The organism is Ruegeria sp. HKCCD9138 (assembly GCF_057220975.1).
Genome location: NZ_JBWVAZ010000006.1, coordinates 33,737 through 53,947 on the forward strand (window position 1 = coordinate 33,737; position 20,211 = coordinate 53,947).

Below are 20,211 nucleotides of genomic sequence, written 5' to 3' on the forward strand. Positions count from 1 at the left end.
ACTCACAGCAAACACACACTGGCGAATTTCACTCACACCGGTCAGATCTACTCCTGGGTTAGCTGCATAGTTGCAGCCGTTTCGGTGCCGTTGCGCAGAACAGTCAGTTCCGCTTGAGGCGATTTTTCGGAAACAAGGGTCGCCAACACTTCATCCAGGCTTTCAGGAGCATCAATCGCCGCTCCTGACTTGGCTTCCCGCAACAGAACGTCGCCTTGCTGGAGGTCACCTGCATTCTGCTGCGGCGCAGTTGTAACAACCGTCTGCCAGCCGGCATCGCCTGTGTGGCGTGCTTCGAACGTATAGCCATTCTGCAACCCAAATGCGCGGATAGCTGGCAGGGCCAACAATCCATTCTGCGCACGTGTTTGTCCCAATTTGCGGTAACGTGCAGCAACGCGGATATATCCGTCGGGATCAACGGAGAACCCGTCCAGAACCTGTGCCGCCAATGAAGCATCCGCACGCACAGGATTGCCATTGAGAGTGAAAATAGTCGCGCCACGCTGCACCCATTCACCGATCACAGACATATCCCGACCGGCGTCAACACCAGTGACGGCAAGAACGTTTCCGGTCGTGCCGCGACGCTTGGATGTTGTAAATGGAACCTCAACATCCCAATGGCCAAAAGCAACCTGGTTCTCGGCCAGTTCTACCGGGGTTTCGACCTGTGGCGCGTTGGTTTCAACGGGTTGAGCCTCGATTTCAGCGGCCGTCGGTTCGGCCGTTGCGACTTCGACGGAAGTATCCGCCGCTGCCGGTTCTTCGGGTTGCACGTCGACCTGCTCGATAGGCTGTTCCTGTACAACTTCCGGTTCTGATGCCAAAGCTGGTTCGGCCTGTTCCGGCTCTGTTACGGCTTCAGCGGTCTGCTCGACCGGCTCCGGTGCAGCGTCTATGGGTTCCGGAGTGGTCGGAGCCTGCGCTGTCGCCGGGCTTGCCTCGGGCGGGGTCTTGTCGCCCGACATTACGAAATATCCACCAGCAGCAAGTGCGACCAGAGCGACCCCGGCAAACAGGATCATCTTGCTGCTGCCACCCGAGCCGCTTTGTACGATGGTATCAACGGCAACCGGGGCTTCTTCCTTGGGTGTGAATTTGGCCAGATCTTCTTCTGGTTTGTCCTCATTTCCCAATGCCAAATCCGCATTGCCGGCAAGCAGTGCCGTAACCACGGCTTCGGCGTTGTCGCTCTCTGCTTTGATGCGGGCTTTCTCGGCTTCTTCGTCTTTGCGATCCATTCCGACGATGACCGAAACAGGGCGATAGGCAAAGGTTTCGAACATAACGTCCGGACCCCGGAACATACGCAGCCAATCCAATGCGGATTGAAGCCTGTCGGTGGTGTGGACCTCCATCGCCTTGTCGATCGCTTCCAGAAAACCGTCAGGATACCCTTCAATGCGACCGGCCAGCGGCGTGTACGGATCGGTTTGACCGTTGTTGAATGCGTTCAGGCGGGTCTGACCGTCGATCGGCCGCTCGCCGCTGATGGCGTGATACAGGGTCGCCGCCAGCACATAGAGATCGCTGCTGGGGCCCTGGTCCGCGCCGCGGACATAGAATTCATGAGGTGAATAGCCATCTTTGATCACGCGCAAGGTCAGCAGGGCGGCGGATTTATGAGCCGCCTGCTCGCGCGCTGCACCGAAGTCGATCAGGATCGGCTCACCATGTTCGTCGATCAGGATGTTGTCGGGCGAGATGTCACGATGCAACATACCGCTCTGGTGAATGAAGGACACCGCCGACAGCATCTTTTCGGTAACCTGGACGATGAAGCCGGGCCCGCTTTCATTATCGGGATTGTCAATATAGTCCAGCAGGTCGCAGCCGCGGATCAGGTCCATCGCGATGTATGCGGTGTTGTTGTCCTCGAACACCTGATGAACATCGACGATGTTGGGGTGCACCAGCCGGGCGTGATTTCGGGCTTCCTGAATGAACAGGTCGATGATCGCGCGCAAGTCGTCCTTGTGGTCCGGATTGGACGGCTCGACCAGATCGCCGTTGCGATGGCACAGCGCACCGGGATAGCACTCCTTGATGACGACATCACGCTCCAGGCTGTCGCGCGCAAGATAGGTAATTCCGAAACCGCCATTGCTCAGAAATCGGATGATCTCGTACTGGCCGCGCAAGAGTTTTGCGCCTGGTTTCAGGCCTTCGATTTGAGGTTCGTCGTGCGTCGCGCCGACCGCCTGGTTGTGGCTCATGTCTTCCCGCCCATTTAATTCACAATGCGGTACAAAAAACCCGGACAATCAGCCCGCACACTCACAACCAAAACAACCGCAGGACACTTAAGACGGTTAGACGTTTCAAATTTGACTTTATTGGGGCCGCCTCATGGCTTCACTAAGGATGTCGATTCTTGAAATCGCATATATTGTTACCAACAGGCTCGGCGCACCTACATGTGGTAATGGCAGGTGAATCGCCACGCGCTTATTCCTGAAATATTGCGGTTTGGTCTACGAAATCGAAACAATAAACGGGCGATTCTGGGACGCCCGATTCGACCTGCAACTACTCAATTTTAGCGGGAAGACGTCAGGTTCCGGTACGCGGCGGAGCAGAAGCAACGGTACTGCCGGCCCAGGCGAGGTTGTCGCTGAGTTGCGCCAGAATACTGACCGCATCCTTTAGCGGTGCATCACCGCTTTCGAATTGCAGCAGCAGCAGCAAGTCGGTCGCCTTTTCAAACTCACCGGGAATCCAATCTGCCTCGGGGTCGATTTCGCTGCCAGACTCCAGACGTTCGGCAAAGTCCTCGACGATCTCCTGGCAACTCTGCAGGAATGCCGCAGGCTCCATATCTGAGGATTCCCGCAGATCGTCGTAGATGCTGGCAATGGCTGCCAACCAGTCTTCGAGGATCGGATTATCCAGAGGGGGCAGAGTAGCACCCAAGCTGGATTGGACCGCCTGCATATGGGTTTCAGCCGCTGCACCCGACTCCTCTTCGGCGCTGTCGAGGGTCGCCAGATAGGGTAGAAAATGATCCTTCAAGTCCGATCGTGCCGCGTCAAGATCGTGCAAACGAAGGCGTGAAGCAACCTCAAGCACATGTTCGGCCAGGTTCTGACCTCCGCAGGAATTCCACAGATCGAAATCCGGCTCAGGTTCCTTTGCCATGGCTCGCACAGCGACCGGAGTACCAATGGGCACAACAGCCTGGAACAGGTCACCTTTTTCCTTCTCCAGACGTTTCACGACCCGATCAAGCGCAGACCCTTCGGTCAGAAGATCCGCATGAGTCACCGCCAACAAGCTGTTATCACGCAGTTTTTGCGGGACCTGTGCCCAAAGATGCCGCTCGGTCTCGCGCCATGCGGTGGTGCCGTTTGTGCACCAGATTGCGCAATCAACATATTCAAGCAAATCCAGTGTCTGCTTGTACGTATCGTCGAGCGCACCGGACCCGGGCAGGTCATAGAGCGATATTTCTTGCAGGGCAGGGGTATTCACCCCGACCGAAATAAAGTCCGGATCGTCAGCAGCCGCTTTATCCAGCGCAATGCCGGAATAGACCTTGGGTTCTTTGTCCCACCATCCAACTGTGGTCTCGGGTTCCTCGGCAAAAGCCACAATGACCAGCGGCAGTTTCAGGTGATGTGGGCCAGTTGGCAGAATATCTGCCCCCGCCAACATATTGGCAAGACTTGACTTTCCAGCACCAAACTCGCCGGCAAAACCGATTGCCACTGCATTGGACAAGCGCTCGGCATGGGCGAGGGCACGCGCGCGCATCTCGTCCAGTTCGGGCGATACGGGTGTCTTTTCAGTCGCGGTCAGAAAGCGCTCGAGTTGGCGCACTTCCTTCTCGGTTCCGGGGAATTCGATCATTCTGCAGCCTCTGCCTGTCGATTATCTTCTGGGATGGGCCCAAGCACGGTACTCAACTCATCTGTGATGCGGCGGGCCTGATCGACCGCATGCTGAGCCTCGGTACGCTCGTTTGAACCAACTTCACCAGCACGGTGTTCCAGATGACCCGCCAGCAGCGCCAGATAGTGATCCACAACGGTTTGCAATCGTTCGGACAGGTCACTGCGTGCGGTGTCGATCAGATCATCGCCGATCATCTCGAACTCTTGCACGATCATCCGTTCTGCCCGGTTTACAACGCTCTTGCGCGAGATCAAGCGAGACAACCACGTGACGCGCAGTTCAACGGTGATGCCGCGGGTCAATGCCGTCATGTCAGGGCGGAACCAACGCACTGCGCTTGTGTTCATTCGGTTGTCCACAGGCTCTTGCCAGCCGGGCAGGGCACGCAATGCAGCATTGCTTTGCAGATCGATGGCATAGAGCTCGCTCAGCATACGCTGCCGCACCACCTGTGTAGCCCCTTGAACCAACTCTCGCATGCGTTCGCGCAAAGGTGAAAAGTTCAGCTCGGTCTCGCCATTCTTTGCCAACAGGGGCGACTGACCATCGGGGCCGCGCACCACGATCGAAACAGCCTCGGCCACAGTGTCGTCCATGACACCGCGCAGGTTAGCCAGGACATCATCCATGTCGTTGGTGATCGTTTCGGTCTTTTCCGCAACCAGCGCGCGCAGGTCTGAAAGGGTCTTGTTGTTGTCGGCGTCGCTAGCGCTTGGTCCTTCTTCGGCTTCCAGCGCGCGCAGCCTTGCAGCGCTGCGTTCCAACTCACCTTGCGCAAAGCTGTTCAGGTGTTGCCAGGCCATGCGCATTTGTTCATTGCGCGGGCCGTTGGTCAGGGCCTGAGTCACGTGACGCCGCAGATCCGGCAGGCCCGAGGCGATCATCGCCGCAAACCGCAGCACGGCTTCGCGGCTGATCGGACCGGGGCCCTGCTTGATCTCTTCGACGCCATCCAGGTATTGCTTCATCTGCTCGGGGTGAGCCCGCAGCCAGGCCAGAATTTCGTCGTGGTTTATCCCGGCGTCGTCCCCGGTCAGCGCGTAGTGAGCCCACTGGGCACTGCCCATCAGGACATCGATATCCGAATTGCCAAGCGCCCGCTCCAGACCGTCCAGCACGTCGAGGCGCACCTTGGCGGCATCTTCAGCACCACCGCCCAGTTCATCCACGCGGTTGATGAACACAACGATCTGCCCCAGTTCCAGTGCCTGCATCAGGCGGAACAGCTTCAGATCGGCCCGAGACAGGGCCTGATGTGCGGACAATACCACGACGAAGAAATCGGATTCCTTGAGATACTGACGCGAAATTTCCTCCCGGATCAGCAACGGATCATTGACGCCGGGCGTGTCGGTCACGGTCAGCGGATACGGGAAATGGCCGATATCGAAATAGACCTCGGCCTTGCGGGTAATGTCGCTGTACAGTCCCCGGTCCGAACCGGGGTCGTATTCGCCGTCTTCGGTCGGATCGTCACCTGCGCAGACATATCGCGCCAGATCGTCCGAGGTCAGTTCGTCCAGATCGTGATGCTGACCCAGCAAGTGCTTATAGCTTTCACCCAGTCGCAGCTTGGCGCGGGTTTTCATCGCCTCGACCTGCTCTTCGATCATTTCGCGCTTATAGCTGTCCTCCTCATCGGGGAACATGTTGCGCAGCTCTTCCCCCTCGGCGATCAGGGATTGCCACTGGCGATTGTCGAAGAAGTGAAACTCGGCACCCGATGTCCGCCCGGACGGGTGGCCGAAATGCATGTCGGTAATGACTGTGGTCCAAGGGTTCACATCCGAAGGCAAATACTCTGCCTGACCGGTGAAGCCATTGATTAGACGCGATTTTCCTGCCTTGATCTGACCGACAAAAGCAATTGACGGCTTGAGATTCGACAAATCGTCTATGATGCGCGTGATGAATTGACGGGTCTCGTCATTACTCATCCCGTTCATCTCTTCGGCGATGCGGATCAGTTCACGGCGGTTAAACTCACTCATTATACTTACCTTGATAACTCGTATTCTCAGATTGACATAACAGAAAGGAACTTATTGGGCAGGAACGCGGTCATTCGACGGCGGTTTTTAAGGATTTCCACAAATTGACAACGGCGCCCAGCTTGCGGGCATTGTGCAGGGTCGCAACTGTTTGGTGACCGTCCCGCAACAGGGCAAGACCCATGCCTTGCCCACCAGAGGGGCGCAATACAACCAGCTGGGGCAGGGTGAGGGAGGATTTTGTGTCAGCGTCCCAACCCGCCAAATCACGGGCAAAGCGTTTCAAAAGATCGCTGTCCGGATGCGCTGGCTGGTCCGGGGTACACAGGCCATCAAACACAGGTTCGGAAGCACCCTGATCGTCGAACAATGCCTGTCCCTGCGAAAACGACGCGGCTTCGTCGAAAAACTGCCGGGCCAAGCTGGTTTGATCCGCAATATCCTTCTCTCTTGGTGAAGCTGGCTCTTCCGAACTGTTGGGAACGATGGAAACGTGCGGCTCATCGGCTAATTCAATCTGTGCGCAGGCTGTTTCGATCTCGGAATACGTGATGCCGACATCGTCTGCCTCAAGCGCGGTATCCGGGCGCACCGAAACCAGTTCCAGCGGCCCCGGTGCAACTGCAATGTCCGATACCAGCTGAGCCAGCTTTGCCGTAAGTTCGGCGCGGGGTTCAGTTTCAAAGTCCGGCAAGGGGCCAACGCTGCTGCGGAAGATGTCAGTGATACGGGAACTGTTGACCTCGATTGCCAGACAGTCGCCATTTGAGGCGGTGAATTCCAACCGGCGCGGCAGGATCGTGCCCCGAATTGTGCTCAGCACTTTCCGGCGCCGCTCGCTCGCTGTTTCGCCCGCAAGGAATACCGCAGGTGACAGCCGTGCGGTCGCGGATCGCCCGATGTCTTCGAGCATCTCCAGTATGTCAGTGTCCATCATATACGTGACCCCCTCTGGTCCCGTCTAAACTGCTGCTGCCACGGGCCCAAGGCTCAGATGCGATTTCGTCAGGGCCAACCCGACATTTGCGCTGTCACGGCAAATGTAACAGACGACATGATCGGGATAATCCTGCGTACGCAGAAAAATATGCAAATGGTTGTTTGAAAACACCGCGATTTCCCCAAACCCCGGATGCTCTGAGTCATCTTCACCTGCAGCATTCAACAGTTCTTCGAAGGCCCTGACACCGCGCCCCTGAAACAGGTTCGCGACGGCTAAAGCCAGGTTTTCCAATACGTTGGAGTGTTCAGCCTCTTCGGCCTGCACCCCCAGCAACATTCCAGTCTCCATATCGACATACCCGGCTGCGATGCAGTCGGGTATGGTCTTCATGGCCGAGGACAAAGCTGTTTCTATCGACATCTCTCAAACTCGTTCGAAATAACGAGACCCAAGATCTGTTGGTACAGGGCTGTTACAACACATGCCACTCTGCTCCGCCATTTTCTTTGAGTTTCGGGATCGGACGCTGCTCATTTTCCTTGGCGTTGCTGTGTTCACGGGCGATCTGATCGAACTCGGTGAGAAACGCGGTGAAGACGCTTTGCAGGCCTTGCGCATCCTCGGGCAAATTCTCGTTCGCCACGACCTCACGCCACATATCCGACGCGCTGAGCGGAACACCGGCCGGAACGTTCAGCAGGTTTGACAGCTCCGGGGCGGTTTCGTCGGTGGTGGTCGCGTCTTCCGCCTGATCGCTTTCCTCGCTGGCGATCTTGACCACGTGTTCCGGTGTCAGAGCATTCGACTCCGGTTCCGGCTCGTATTCCTGATCGGCGTTCCGTGACTGTTCCGACAGCAAAGCCGTGATTGACGAGACTGAGCTTTCGATTTCCGAAGCAGTTTCTTGTTCGTCAGCCTTGGAGTCTTGTTGTTCGGCTTCAAGCGCGTCATCCGCGTCATCTGTCCCGATGACAATCAGTTCGGGTTCATCATCCTGATCTTCATCGCCAAGAAACTCGAACTCGTCCACGTCATCTCCGGGACGTGCCAGAATGTTCAGATCCAGCGGATCATCGGATGTATCCCGAAAATACGCGCGCAGTTCATCGCCGGATTCGTCCACTTCGGGCACCATTTCAGCACGCAATTTCTCGGCTTCTTCAGCACCGATCCGGGTGCGCCCGTGCTCCTCTTCTCGCCGCTCGACACGGGCCGGGCGTACAGGGAAGCTTGTAACAACGTCGCGCTCCGCGGGATCCTGATCGGCCGTTTCGACCAATTTCAGCGTGGTCACCTCGGGCTCGCCGCTGCGTGTCGGGCGAACGGGCTGCACTTTGACGCCAGTTTGCAGGGATTTGTCCACCTGATACCGGGCCAGCATTTCCGCACGGTGGTCCATTATCTGTTCTGTGATCTCCAGGAAGCTGTCGACCATCTTGCCGCCACCACTGCGAGCCCACATTTCCGCATCGCCGGTTTTGTCTCGGGCAACGATTGCATCGCGCGCCGAAAACAGGATTGAACGGTTAAACAGGTGGCCGGCTTCGCGATTCACGCGGCGCAGCACTTTCTGCCGGTCTTTCTGGTTCAGCGCATCCGCGCGCGTCACTAGCAACAGAGAGTTATGCTGAAGTCGTTCCGGCAGGGAAACCCAGGTCGCCCGTTCGGTTTCCCGCCAAGCCTGGGTCGAATGCGTGCACCACAAAACACCGTTGGCCTGACCAACCGCACGCCGCCAAACATCGGTTGAAATCTTGGGATCCGAGATGCCGGGTGTGTCGATCAGGTCCACGGCTTCAAGAATGTCGGCCTCGAGAAAAATGCGAACGAACTGCACATCATTCACACCAACTGAATCCAGCTGATCCAGCTCGATCGTCTGCTTACTGCCATCATGACGTTTGACGTAGGCGGGCCGTCTTCCCCAACTGAACCAGATCGGTGGCAATTGCGTTGCCGTCACCTGCGTCGGCAAGGCCTGCTTGCGCAAGAGAAAGTTCATCAGCGTCGATTTGCCGGCACTGAATTCTCCCATAAGCGCAAACACAGGTTTGCGGCGGGACCACTGCTCGATGCGTTCCCATGCTTTAGGAGAGACGAAGCGGGGTTGAAAATCTTTTACCATAACTCTTCTTATGCTGCTTCGTTGCTGAGGTCTTTTAGGATGTCGCCCAAGATGTCATCGCGCGACTTTTGCGGCTGCATTCCAGCCATCAACGCCGAATTTCGGGCCGGGTCGTTCTCGGAGGACTGCGAGATGTTCAAAAGGGTTTCCTTCTGCTCCCGCATGAAATCCGCCAATGTTGCCCGGACGTTCTCCAGAACGGCGGCGATCTGGTTTTCCTCGATGTCCTTGGTGATCGAGTTTGCCTCGGACGCGATCAGGCGCGTGTAGTCCGCGGCATAGGCTTCGAATCCTTTTCGCCGCTGCCACCATCGCCGCCACCAGGTGCTCTGCAGGTCCAGCGCAATCGTGCGGCCAATTCCCAATGGTGGCGGAACCCGCGGGACAATCGGCGCTTCGATGTTGAATTCGCCCAGGTGGTTCCCCAACAGTTTGTGATACAGCGCGCCGATATCGGCAGCGGCAGCTGTGTACAGCGCGCCGGCCTCTTTGCGCATGGACCGGGCAAAGCTGAAATAGGCAGCCTTTTGCAAGGTCCGCAGGCCTGCCGGATCATATTGCCAGGTGCCCTCTTCCCCGTTTTGCTCCAAATGCGCGATCAACGAGTCCGTTGCGCGTTTGACGAAGTTGGATTCAGCGGACGCCAAACGCTCCAGCACTTTGCCCCGCAAAGCGGTTGTCAGTTCGGCCACTTTCTTTTCGTATTCGTCAGCAACGGTTGCGATGGCTTCTTCCGGAGCAACTCCATCCAGATTGCGCACCACACCTTCGCCGCCGGCCAGGTTCTTCGCGACGGCAGTGGCGCGGATCTGGCTGGCGATATTGCGCGCGCGGTGGCGGACGCGATCCAGCAACCGGCCTCCGGCCCCTTCCGCGATGCGCTCATTCATCGCTAGAAGCAGATCCGGCAGGCCCGAGAGTGCCCAGATCTTATCCAGCGACGCGGCCTGATCACCGAAACCGGCGGCCAGATAGAAGGTGTTCAGTGCCTGACGCGATTCCTCGGTCAGGATGTCCGGATTGCCGGTCAGCGCGGCCTCTGCCCATTGCGCGCTGCCAAAGACGATGCTGGTGCTGGTGTCGATGTTGTTCTGTTTCAGGGTGTCCTGAATACGGTCTCGGATTTCGGGCACCTGGTTTACAGGGTCTGAAAGTTCGTCAATGCGGTTCACGAACAGGATGATCTGACGGTTTTCGAACTGGGCGATGATCCGCATCAGCGCCATATCCATGGTCGTCAGCGCCTGGCTGGCCGCCAACACGACGATGCAGACTTCCGAACCGCGCAGACTGCGCAATGTAATCTGTTCGCGAACCATGAACGTGTCGTTCACACCCGGCGTGTCGCAGAGTTTCAGTGCGATCGGATATTGCGGAATATCCATGAACAACTCCGCTGACTTGGTCACGTCGGCAAAACGGCCCGTCTTGGGATTGATGTCCGGATCGTCCTCATCTCCGAGACAAACATATCGCTGGATCAGTTCTTCATCAAAATAGTCATATTGATGACTTTGCCCGAGGATCAGGTCGAAATGCTTACCGAGCCGCTCTTCGGATTTCGCTTTCATCTCTCCGATCTGGCGGCGAATATCGTCCATTTCGTCATCGGCGCCGGCGCGATTGGCCAGCTCACCCAGCCGACCACCGCCGACCATAAGATTGTCCCATTCTTCCTGTTCGAAGAAGGTGAATTTGGATCGGGTGTCGCCTTGGGTCCGAGTGTTGATGTTCAGCGTCGTTACGACGGATGTCCACGGGTTGACATCGGACGGCAACAGGTTGGGACGGCCCGCCAGAATGTTGATGATCGACGACTTCCCGGCTTTGACCTGCCCCACCAGAGTGACGCTGGCCGTAAAGTTCTCCATGCGGGTTTTCAGTGTTGCCAGACGCGCCGAAGAGCGCGCATCTGCCACCTCTGTCAGCTGGTCGATCTGCGTCGTCAGCGAAGCCATCGCCTCGGTCATCGGCGACAGGGCTTCGTTTCCTACAGACAGAAGGTGATCGTTGCGCGCCATAGTCAGCCTCCGGTTCCTGTTGCGGCGATTGCAGCTTGTTTACCTTCCGGCAAACCGCCCGCAGGACTGCCGGGCAACTTGTCGATGCGCGCGATCAGGTCCAGTGCATTACCCAGAATCGCCGCTTCGGTTTTGGGCGAGATTGATTCATAGGCGAAAGAATCTGCCAGAACCTCGATCGAGCTGAAGTGCTCGCCGTTTTCCAGGCAAGCGACGCGGCGTCCGGTTGGGAAGTCCTGAGATTTGTTGGCGGGCAGCGGCATGCGGGAATTGGCCAGCAGGTAACGATTACCCGAATGAGTTTTTAGCGCGATGCCGAACCCCGTGCCAGGATGCTGGCTGTTCAGGGTTTTCAGCTCGCCAACGAAACTTTCACGTGCAAGATCAACAGCATCTTGCTCGCAGGCAGCGAAATTTATCTGGTTGGTCACGACAAAGACCCTTGCTACTGGAGTTGAGCTGAAACTCGTACAATGCCAGGCGGCGAAAAGACTCATTAACTCCGTGTGCTCAATCAACAACGATCACCACGGTCTTATTTTGACGCGAATAAGATTTTTTGGCGTTTGAAATGTGGCGCAATTATGATGTCGGCAGCATACTAATGCCTCAACCTAAGAGGGAAACTTTGCTCAGTTTGATTGCTAGGAACATTACCCCAAGCATAGGATCGCATCAGAATCACGGTACCGCGCTTCAGGCAAATCTCAACTGGTCTATATGATTTTACTAAATATTTTCCATTGCCCTGGTAGACGCTCTACTCACTAATCGGCAGAAGTCCTTCCGGCTGCAATCCAGGTTCGGAACAGCCTCCGACAGGATCCACTCAACGTTTACGTGTTTACATATTGGCATCAAAAAAGCTGGATCGTTTCCTAATTGGAAACCCAAAGTGCGGAAATTGAGACAGACTATTTAATTGGGCGCAAAAGCAACCATGCAGCAGTTGCAACGTCGACCAATTCGGCCAAAAACTCTGGCCCGTCGTCCGGCTTAGCGCCACTGAAAGTTCCCGGCGCGGCACGAGTTCAATCTGAAAATATGAAAGCGGCAGGCATGTTGGAGATAATCTTTGGGTCAGACCAATTTTACCTCTCGCGCTCGAAGACAAGCTTTGCTATTGAGCGCGTCATTCCGATGCCAAGGCATCAGGTTGCGGGTGTGGCGAAATTGGTAGACGCACCAGATTTAGGTTCTGGCGCCGCAAGGCGTGGGGGTTCAAGTCCCTCCACCCGCACCAACAAATCATAAATCGATCAGGTGCCGTAGCGCGCCATGAACATGTCCACTGCCTGCAGGGCGACTTCATCAATCTCTTCCTTGGAAAAGGTTGTCTGAATTCCAAATGCGGCGCGATTCCAGATGCGAACCTTGCAAAGCTCGGACATCTGAGCCGCAGCAATCTGAACGTCGTCTATGGCCAGCTCGCCTTTGGCGACGGCTTTTTCAAGATACGCAGCCATATGGCACTGCCCGTTTTTTGGTCCGGACTGATAAAAGGCGTGTCCCAGCTCTGGGAAACGGTCGCGTTCCGCAACACAGATGCGAAAGACCTGCTGTGCAAAATCAGAAACCAGAAATGCGGCAAGCTGCGTGGCCGCGATGGTCAGAACCTCGCGGACCGGCTTGGTCTCATCAATCATCGAGATCACGCGATCGGCCATCCGGCTGCATTCTGTCTGTGCCACTTCCATGAACAGCAGACGTTTATCGGGGAAATAGCTGTACAGCGTCGCCTTCGAAACACCTGCCGCGCGGGCAATGTCATCGACGCTTGCGCCTTCAAACCCATCCGCCATGAACACCTCTCTAGCGCCACGCAAGACCTGATCGAACTTACGTCCTGTGCGCAGAATGGTGGTGGCTTGGGTCATGACATCTCCTTGAGTGGTGTTTCTACTAAATTATAAACCGATTGGTTCAGTTTCAACGATTCGCACATGGCTGCGGGTGATACAATCCCACGACAGCACAGAAAAGCTGCCTGAAAGTGTCCTGGAACTTGGGTCCAATGCCTTGCGGGCAGCACAAACCGTGGTACGACTTCGGCCATGGTCGAAGTCTTTCTGCGTACCCTGCCCTTTTTTGCGATCATCGGCCTGGGATATTCGGCCGGTCGCAGCAGGTTTTTTCCGGAAGAAGCCACAGCCTATCTGACCAAGTTCGTGTTCTATTTTGCGCTGTCCGCGATGCTGTTCCGGTTTGCAGCCACACTACCGTTTGCCGAGATATTCAACGGGCGACTGGTCATGGGCTATCTGCTTGGAACTGCCGGGGTTTATGCTTTGGCCACGTTGGTCGCTAATCTTCGCGGCCTGGACATACCGACCGCTGCGGTCGAGGCTCAGTGCGCTGCGATTGGGAACGTCGGTTTTCTGGGATTGCCGATGCTTGCATTGCTTTTTACCGAAGCGGCGATAGGTCCGGTCATGCTGGTTTTGACGGTCGACCTGGTGGTGTTCTCTTCTCTGATCGTGATCCTGATCAACGGTGGCCGGGATGGGCGGTTAAGCCTCGGCACGCTGCGACAAATTGGTATCGGTTTGCTTAAAAACCCGATGATACTTTCAATCTCCGCCGGGTTGATCTGGTCGGCCCTGCGGATTCCGGTTCCGCTACCCCTGGCTGATTTTCTCACAATCCTTGGTGGAGCGGCCACACCCGGCGCTCTGTTTGCGATCGGCGCCTCGCTGGCCGGAAAGTCCGCCGAGCGGGTTCAGATCGCGGCCTGGCTAAGCCTGTGCAAGCTGGTAATTCATCCCCTTTTAGTCGCCGTGATGGTGCTTTGGCTGATCCCGGTCGCCATGTTTCCCGCGACAATCGCCATAGCAGCCGCAGCTCTGCCCGTGGCAGGAAATGTCTACATGCTGGCGGCCAATTACGGGATCGCGCCCCAGCGCGCGTCGGCGGCCATTTTGCTGTCGACCATTGCCAGTATACTGACGGTGCCGCTGGTCATTGGTTGGGTCGGCGCGCTCTGACCTTTCACCTTTTCGAAAAATGCTCACACCGGAAGGCCCACGGACTTTACCTCGGGCGTGCAGATCGTTAGCCATGGCACAAACCCACTGCAAGGATTAAGCCAGATGGAAACCCTTTCGGAAAATGCATGTTTTGGCGGCGTGCAGGGCGTCTACCGCCATGCCTCACCGGCCTGCAAGTGCGACATGACCTTTGGCCTGTTTTTGCCGGCCGAGGCAAAAGACGGCCCTGTTCCGGTTCTGTGGTATCTGTCTGGGCTGACCTGTACGCACGAAAACGCGATGACGAAGGCTGGCGCGCAAGGCTGGGCCGCCGAACAGGGAATTGCGCTGGTCTTTCCGGACACCTCACCGCGCGGAGAGGACGTGGCCGATCACGAGGATTACGATCTGGGCCAAGGCGCCGGGTTCTACGTCAACGCAACGCAGGAGCCCTGGGTACCGCATTTCCAGATGTGGGACTATGTGGCCGAAGAACTGCCCGAACTGTTGGCCCAGAATTTTGCCATCGACGCTGATCGCCAGTCAATTACCGGCCATTCCATGGGAGGTCACGGCGCACTGACGCTGGCAATGTCGCTGCCCGGGCGCTTCCGCTCGGTTTCGGCCTTTGCACCGATTTCGAATCCTACGCAAAGTGATTGGGGTCGAAAGCAGCTGGGCGCGTATCTGGGCGATGACGAGACCCTGTGGGCCAAGCATGACGCCTCGTTGCTGATGAAGGATAAGGGGTTCGCTGGCCCGATCCTGATCGATACAGGCACCAAAGACCAATTCATGGATCTGCTACGCCCCGAAGCGCTGGCCGGTACCATCGCCGAGCGCCGACAGCAGGCCGTCAACCGGATGCAGCCCGGCTACGATCACTCCTACTTCTTCATCTCGACGTTCATGGAAGACCACGTGTCGTTCCACGCCGAAGCGCTGTACGGAGACTGAGGCATGAGCAAGTATGACTACGATCTGATCATCATAGGCTCCGGTCCCTCGGGCCGATCCGCCGCGATTCAGGCAGGCAAGCTGCAACGCCGCGTTCTGGTCATCGATCGCAAGGACAGGTTCGGCGGCGTTTCAGTACATACCGGCACTATCCCGTCCAAAACACTGCGAGAAACCGTATTGAACCTGTCCGGCTGGCGTGAACGCAGCTTTTACGGACGGTCTTATCGGGTCAAGGACCAGATTCGCGCCGAAGACCTGAAGGCGCGTTTGCATATGACGCTCGACCACGAGGTTGATGTTCTGGAGCACCAGTTCAACCGTAACCACGTGGAAACCATGAACGGGCTGGCCAAGTTCCTCGGTCCGCACGAGATCGAGGTTGCCTCGGATGCAGGTGAAACCACCCGGCTGACAGCGGCCAAGTTTCTGATTGCAACCGGCACCAAGACCTATCGGCCCGACTATGTTCCTTTCAATGGCAAGACCGTCGTGGACGGGGACGATTTTCTGGAAATGGACGAGATTCCGCGCTCGCTTTGCGTGATCGGCGCCGGAGTGATCGGCGTGGAATACGCCACAATGTTTTCAGCGCTGGATGTGCGGGTGACGCTGATCGAACCGCGCGAGACATTCCTGGATTTCATCGACAAGACGCTGATCCACGACTTCACTCATCAAATCCGCGAAAACGGCGTCGATCTGCGGCTGGGAGCAGCCGTCGAGAAAATCGAGGACGCAGGCGGGCATGTCGAAGTTTCGCTGGACAATGGGCGCCATGTTCGTGCCGAAATGCTGCTTTTCGCTGCGGGCCGAATGGGCGCGACGTCGACACTGAATTTGCAGGCCGTGGGTATTGAAACCGATCATCGCAACCGCATCAGCGTTGACCGCAAGACCTATCAGACATCGGTTCCCCATATCTACGCCACCGGGGACGTGATCGGGCACCCGTCGCTGGCCTCGACCTCTCTCCAGCAGGGTCGCGTTGCCGCTTGCCACGCGCTTGAGACCCCCACCCTGCCAGAAAGCCCCTGGTATCCTTATGGCATCTATTCGGTGCCCGAGATCTCGACCTGCGGGATGTCAGAAGAAGAACTGCAGGAGCGCGGGATACCCTATGAGGTCGGCGTAGCCCGATTCCGCGAAACATCACGCGGGCATATCATGGGGTTGGAGCACGGCATGTTGAAAATGCTGTTCTCACTGAAGACCCGCCGGGTTCTGGGCGTGCAGATCGTGGGCGAAGGCGCAACCGAGTTGATCCACATCGCGCAAGCGGTGCTGAACCTGAAAGGCACGGTGGACTACTTTGTACAGAACACGTTCAACTATCCGACATTGGCCGAGGCCTATAAGATCGCGGGTCTGGACGCCTTCAACCGGATGCCGATCCCGGACGAGTTCAAGGTGAAAAAGAAATCCGCTGCTCCTGCAAAGAAAGAGGCGAAAAGCGCGTGACAACCCTGTATGTCGATGGTGACGCCTGCCCGGTCAAAGCCGAGGCCGAGCGCGTGGCCACCCGGCACAAGATTCCGATGGCTTTGGTGTCCAACGGCGGGTTGCGACCTTCTGCGAACCCGCTGGTGCAGGTGATCATCGTGGCAGAGGGCGCCGACGAAGCGGACAAATGGATCGCTGAACGCTGCGGCACCGGCGATGTGGTAGTGACCTCAGATATCCCGCTGGCAGCAAAATGCGTCGAAGCCGGCGCGCGTGTCCTGCGCCCGAATGGAGAGGCTTTCACCGCTGCAAATATCGGCCAGCAACTTGCCATGCGCGATCTGATGGCTGATTTGCGCGCGGCCAATCCGCTGGGCACAGGCGGCGGAGGGCAACCTTTCGCTAAAGCGGATCGTTCGCGGTTTCTGGACGCGCTCGAGCGGGAATTGCGCGCGGCCAGACGGAAATAACTGCCCACACTTAAAGGAACTCAATACCACGTTTTACTTGCGCTGGTGATCGACAATCGAAACACTTGAGACGCGGCCAAGGGCTTTCAGCCGATCCTCGTCTTCATGATTGGTCTGTAATCAGGCTTCAAAACCGCAAATGACATTGCAAAGATCCAAATGGGCGCATGCGATTAGGGAGATCACATTATGAAAGTGAAGGGCGATCATTACCGGTCGATCTGGTGGGACAAGGCGGCGGGCGAAGTCCGAATTATCGATCAGCGGTGGTTGCCTCATGAATTCCGTATTGTGACTCTCAAAACGCTGGACGAGTTCGCAGCGGCAATCCGGGACATGTGGGTCAGGGGTGCGCCGCTTATCGGTGCAACGGCTGCATTCGGCATTGCCGAGCAAATGTCCCGCGACAGTTCGGATGAGTCATTCAATACAGCCTACGAAGTTCTGAACGCGACACGACCAACGGCAATCAATCTCCGCTGGGCGCTCGACAGATGTCGCGAGGCGTTGATGCCGTTGTCCGTCCGTGACCGGGCGGATCAAGCCTGGAAGCTCGCTCAGGAAGTCGCAGACGAAGATGTCGAGATCAACGCATCGATAGGCCGGCACGGTCTGGACCTCATCAAGAAAATTGCCGCCGGCAAACCCGAGGGCGAACCCGTGCGCCTTTTGACCCACTGTAATGCCGGGTGGCTCGCAACCGTGGATTGGGGCACGGCAACCAGCCCCATGTATCACGCGCATGAGGCGGGTATTCCGGTAGAAGTCTGGGTTGACGAAACCCGGCCGCGTAATCAGGGCGCGCTGACATCCTGGGAACTTGGCGAACACGGAATCCCGCACCGCTATATCGTGGACAATGCCGGGGGGCATCTGATGCAGCACGGGCTGGTCGATGCCGTCATTACCGGAACGGACAGGACAACTGCGCAAGGGGATGTGTGCAACAAGATAGGCACATATCTGAAAGCTTTGGCGGCCCGCGACAACGGTGTACCATTCTACGTCGCCCTACCCTCGCCAACCATCGACTGGACCGTTCGTGATGGAGTTCAAGAAATCCCGATTGAAGAACGAGATCAGCGGGAAGTAACGCATGTTCTTGGGGTTGGCGGCAAAGGCGGCGTTGCGGATGTTCGGGTCACGCCGGAAGGAACCGAAGGCGGTAATCCTGCCTTCGATGTTACACCCAATCGGCTGGTGACGGGCCTGATCACGGAACGTGGAGTGTGCGACGCCTCAGCCGAAGGTTTGGCTGCGCTGTTCCCTGAGCGGGCCAATTAACCCTTTGTTAAGGTGCATCCGGGAAACGTCGCCCGATCTCAAAAGGCAAGAACAATGATTGAAAACTGGTACGACTCCCAAGACGCGCAAAAATGGCGTCGCGAGGCGGGTATGGATCCCGCTGATCAGGAACTGGGCGAACGCGTTTATACCTCTCGACTGATCGGGCAAAACCCTGATCTGTTGATGCATGGCGGAGGCAACACGTCTGTCAAACTAGAGCGCCCGGATATTTTCGGAGAACCTCAACGGGTACTTCATGTGAAAGGGTCAGGCTGGGATCTGGATACGATCCAGGCGCCGGGCCTGCCCGGTGTCTGGCTGGACCCTTTGATGAAATTGCGGGCGCTGGACCACTTATCCGATTTCGACATGGTCAACATCCAGCGCGCCAACCTGCTGGATTCGGGCTCGCCCAACCCTTCGGTCGAAACACTTCTGCATGCATTCCTGCCTCATAAATATGTGGACCACACACACGCCACACCGTTCCTCGTTTTGGCGAACCTTCCCAACGCAACCGAAGTCTGCCGCGAGATATTTGGCGACCGTTTGGGCATCGTGCCCTATATCATGCCAGGGTTTGGGCTGGCCAAAAAGGCTGCGGAAATCTTCGAGGAAAACCCGGAGGTCGAAGGACTTTTGTTGTTACAGCATGGCCACTTCGCCTTTGGTGAGACGGCAAAGGAAAGCTATGACAAGATTGTCGCGCATACCAACGAGGCAGCAGCCTATTTTGGTATGAATGACCTTACCCCTCTGGGTATTCGCGAACCTGCAGAAAGCCTGGACATACTACCAGTTCTGCGTGGAGTTATTGCCGAGGCATCAGTGGATCGCGATGACCCGATGCCGGTCTTCGATTTGCGCAACTGTTCGGAGGTTATGGAGTTCTTCAAGCGCCCGGATATCGAAGCGCTGGCAGCACGCGGTATGGCTTCACCAGACCACGTGCTGCGCACGAAAGGCTGCCCCCTGGTGCTGCGCTCGGATGACCTCTCCGGAGGGCGCGCGAGGTTGAAGGAAAAGGTGGAAGAGTTTTCTGCCACTTATCGCGATTATTTCGAACGGCAGGCGGCGCAGGCCGATGAACCCAAGAAAATTTTGTCGACCGACCCCAAACATGCCTGGATCGAAGGAGTCGGTGTGATAGGTATGGGCCCAAATGCCAAGGCAGCCTCGATCGCCGCAGACCTGGCAGAACAAAATTTGAGGGTTCGCGCGGTCGGTGAGGATGCCGGCGGGTATTATCCGCTTGGCGAAAAAGACCGGTTTGATTGCGAATACTGGTCTTTGGAACAGGCAAAGCTTGGCAAAAGCGCTCCGCCGCCTTTTCAGGGCAAGATTGTGATGATCACGGGTGGCGCCGGGGCCATTGGTCTTACAACGGCCAAAGCCTTCGCAAGCAAAGGCGCCAATGTTCTGCTGGTAGACCAAGACGAGGCCGCTTTGGGCCGGGCGACCGACACTCTTGGTTCGTGGCATGCTTCATTCACTTGCGACATAACCGAGGATGGCGCGGCGCAAGCGGCCATGGACGCCGCCATTCACCGGTTCGGCGGGCTCGACATACTGGTTTCCAACGCGGGCTCGGCAACCGGCGGAGCGATGCTGGAATTGGACGACAAGGCGTTTCGCGCTGCGTTTGAACTGAACTTTTTTGCTCATAAGGCCTTTGCCCTTAACGCCGCACGCGTAATGCAAGCTCAGGGACGAGGTGGGCAAGTTCTGTTCAACATTTCCAAACAGGCGGTTAATCCGGGGCGGAATATGGGCGCTTACGGGACGCCAAAGGCCGCAACGTCGTTCCTTTTGCGACAGCTCACGCTGGAACTGGCTGAGTTCGGTATTCGTGTGAACGGCGTCAACGCCGACCGGATTCGCTCGGGCCTGCTGACTGACGACTTCATCAGGGAACGCGCCGACGCACGTGGTGTAACCGAGGAGAAATACATGGAAGGCAATCTGCTGGGTCGCGAGGTAGAGGCCGTGCATGTTGCAGATGCCTTTGTCGCCCTGGCATTGATGGCGCGCACGACCGGTCACATCATGACGGTTGACGGAGGGAACACCGAAGCGGAACTGCGCTAGATCAGGTCATCGCTCTTCTCATC

General features: G+C 57.0%; 15 protein-coding genes and 1 tRNA gene. 7 read left to right on the top strand and 9 right to left on the bottom strand.

The annotated features are described in order from the left end of the window. Nucleotides 1-47: 47 nt before the first annotated feature. From AC2TEL_RS12055 to AC2TEL_RS12090, 8 genes are all read right to left on the bottom strand, one after another. Nucleotides 48-2,219: a serine/threonine protein kinase gene (locus AC2TEL_RS12055; protein ID WP_480904230.1), complete on the bottom strand. Its 2,172-nt coding sequence runs from the start codon at nt 2,217-2,219 to the stop codon at nt 48-50. A gap of 337 nt (nt 2,220-2,556) precedes the next feature. After that, nucleotides 2,557-3,852, bottom strand: coding sequence for a dynamin family protein (locus tag AC2TEL_RS12060; protein ID WP_480862241.1), 1,296 nt, complete (start codon nt 3,850-3,852; stop codon nt 2,557-2,559). Further along, complete coding sequence (locus tag AC2TEL_RS12065) at nt 3,849-5,888, bottom strand: dynamin family protein (RefSeq protein ID WP_480862243.1); 2,040 nt, start codon at nt 5,886-5,888, stop codon at nt 3,849-3,851. Before AC2TEL_RS12065 ends, AC2TEL_RS12060 begins: the two co-directional genes overlap by 4 nt. A gap of 70 nt (nt 5,889-5,958) precedes the next feature. Beyond that, nucleotides 5,959-6,825: a hypothetical protein gene (locus tag AC2TEL_RS12070; protein ID WP_480862245.1), complete on the bottom strand. Its 867-nt coding sequence runs from the start codon at nt 6,823-6,825 to the stop codon at nt 5,959-5,961. 24 nt (nt 6,826-6,849) lie between these two features. Then, a complete protein-coding gene (locus AC2TEL_RS12075; protein ID WP_480862247.1) occupies nt 6,850-7,251 on the bottom strand; it encodes a hypothetical protein in 402 nt (133 codons plus the stop codon). A gap of 52 nt (nt 7,252-7,303) precedes the next feature. Further along, the gene (locus AC2TEL_RS12080) at nt 7,304-8,956 is read right to left on the bottom strand and encodes a dynamin family protein (RefSeq protein WP_480862249.1); all 1,653 of its coding nucleotides are present in this window, start codon (nt 8,954-8,956) and stop codon (nt 7,304-7,306) included. Nucleotides 8,957-8,964: 8 nt separating this feature from the next. Then, nucleotides 8,965-10,977, bottom strand: coding sequence for a dynamin family protein (locus AC2TEL_RS12085; protein WP_480841777.1), 2,013 nt, complete (start codon nt 10,975-10,977; stop codon nt 8,965-8,967). Nucleotides 10,978-10,979: 2 nt separating this feature from the next. Continuing rightward, the gene (locus AC2TEL_RS12090) at nt 10,980-11,495 is read right to left on the bottom strand and encodes a hypothetical protein (protein WP_480841779.1); all 516 of its coding nucleotides are present in this window, start codon (nt 11,493-11,495) and stop codon (nt 10,980-10,982) included. A gap of 640 nt (nt 11,496-12,135) precedes the next feature. On the opposite strand from AC2TEL_RS12090, the gene AC2TEL_RS12095 reads away from it, so the two are divergent. Continuing rightward, nucleotides 12,136-12,220: transfer RNA gene (locus tag AC2TEL_RS12095), tRNA-Leu, on the top strand. A gap of 16 nt (nt 12,221-12,236) precedes the next feature. Here the strand turns inward: AC2TEL_RS12095 and AC2TEL_RS12100 are convergent. Beyond that, complete coding sequence (locus AC2TEL_RS12100) at nt 12,237-12,854, bottom strand: TetR/AcrR family transcriptional regulator (protein ID WP_480841781.1); 618 nt, start codon at nt 12,852-12,854, stop codon at nt 12,237-12,239. Between the two features lie 177 nt (nt 12,855-13,031). On the opposite strand from AC2TEL_RS12100, the gene AC2TEL_RS12105 reads away from it, so the two are divergent. The 6 genes from AC2TEL_RS12105 (at nt 13,032) to AC2TEL_RS12130 (ending at nt 20,188) form a co-directional block, all read left to right on the top strand. Further along, complete coding sequence (locus AC2TEL_RS12105; protein ID WP_480904233.1) at nt 13,032-13,961, top strand: AEC family transporter; 930 nt, start codon at nt 13,032-13,034, stop codon at nt 13,959-13,961. Between the two features lie 105 nt (nt 13,962-14,066). Continuing rightward, on the top strand, nt 14,067-14,900 hold the full coding sequence (fghA, locus tag AC2TEL_RS12110) for an S-formylglutathione hydrolase (RefSeq protein ID WP_480904235.1): 834 nt from the start codon (nt 14,067-14,069) through the stop codon (nt 14,898-14,900). A 3-nt stretch (nt 14,901-14,903) separates the two neighbouring features. Beyond that, complete coding sequence (sthA, locus tag AC2TEL_RS12115; protein WP_480862253.1) at nt 14,904-16,361, top strand: Si-specific NAD(P)(+) transhydrogenase; 1,458 nt, start codon at nt 14,904-14,906, stop codon at nt 16,359-16,361. Further along, a complete protein-coding gene (locus AC2TEL_RS12120) occupies nt 16,358-16,813 on the top strand; it encodes a YaiI/YqxD family protein (RefSeq protein ID WP_480841788.1) in 456 nt (151 codons plus the stop codon). The genes sthA and AC2TEL_RS12120 overlap by 4 nt, the downstream gene beginning before the upstream one ends. A 189-nt stretch (nt 16,814-17,002) precedes the next feature. Further along, nucleotides 17,003-18,097 carry an S-methyl-5-thioribose-1-phosphate isomerase gene (gene mtnA / locus AC2TEL_RS12125; protein ID WP_480841790.1) on the top strand — a complete coding sequence of 365 codons (1,095 nt, stop codon included), beginning with the start codon at nt 17,003-17,005 and terminating at the stop codon, nt 18,095-18,097. A 54-nt stretch (nt 18,098-18,151) separates the two neighbouring features. After that, a complete protein-coding gene (locus AC2TEL_RS12130) occupies nt 18,152-20,188 on the top strand; it encodes a bifunctional aldolase/short-chain dehydrogenase (RefSeq protein WP_480862255.1) in 2,037 nt (678 codons plus the stop codon). Nucleotides 20,189-20,211: the final 23 nt, after the last annotated feature.

What these genes read in the sequence shown, in the direction of transcription:
- AC2TEL_RS12065 (WP_480862243.1), bottom strand. Translation starts at nt 5,888, where the DNA reads ATGAGTGAGTTTAACCGCCGTGAACTGATCCGCATCGCCGAAGAGATG.
- AC2TEL_RS12060 (WP_480862241.1), bottom strand. Translation starts at nt 3,852, where the DNA reads ATGATCGAATTCCCCGGAACCGAGAAGGAAGTGCGCCAACTCGAGCGC.
- sthA (WP_480862253.1), top strand. Translation starts at nt 14,904, where the DNA reads ATGAGCAAGTATGACTACGATCTGATCATCATAGGCTCCGGTCCCTCG.
- AC2TEL_RS12105 (WP_480904233.1), top strand. Translation starts at nt 13,032, where the DNA reads ATGGTCGAAGTCTTTCTGCGTACCCTGCCCTTTTTTGCGATCATCGGC.
- AC2TEL_RS12100 (WP_480841781.1), bottom strand. Translation starts at nt 12,854, where the DNA reads ATGACCCAAGCCACCACCATTCTGCGCACAGGACGTAAGTTCGATCAG.
- AC2TEL_RS12085 (WP_480841777.1), bottom strand. Translation starts at nt 10,977, where the DNA reads ATGGCGCGCAACGATCACCTTCTGTCTGTAGGAAACGAAGCCCTGTCG.
- fghA (WP_480904235.1), top strand. Translation starts at nt 14,067, where the DNA reads ATGGAAACCCTTTCGGAAAATGCATGTTTTGGCGGCGTGCAGGGCGTC.
- AC2TEL_RS12070 (WP_480862245.1), bottom strand. Translation starts at nt 6,825, where the DNA reads ATGATGGACACTGACATACTGGAGATGCTCGAAGACATCGGGCGATCC.
- mtnA (WP_480841790.1), top strand. Translation starts at nt 17,003, where the DNA reads ATGAAAGTGAAGGGCGATCATTACCGGTCGATCTGGTGGGACAAGGCG.
- AC2TEL_RS12080 (WP_480862249.1), bottom strand. Translation starts at nt 8,956, where the DNA reads ATGGTAAAAGATTTTCAACCCCGCTTCGTCTCTCCTAAAGCATGGGAA.
- AC2TEL_RS12075 (WP_480862247.1), bottom strand. Translation starts at nt 7,251, where the DNA reads ATGTCGATAGAAACAGCTTTGTCCTCGGCCATGAAGACCATACCCGAC.
- AC2TEL_RS12130 (WP_480862255.1), top strand. Translation starts at nt 18,152, where the DNA reads ATGATTGAAAACTGGTACGACTCCCAAGACGCGCAAAAATGGCGTCGC.
- AC2TEL_RS12055 (WP_480904230.1), bottom strand. Translation starts at nt 2,219, where the DNA reads ATGAGCCACAACCAGGCGGTCGGCGCGACGCACGACGAACCTCAAATC.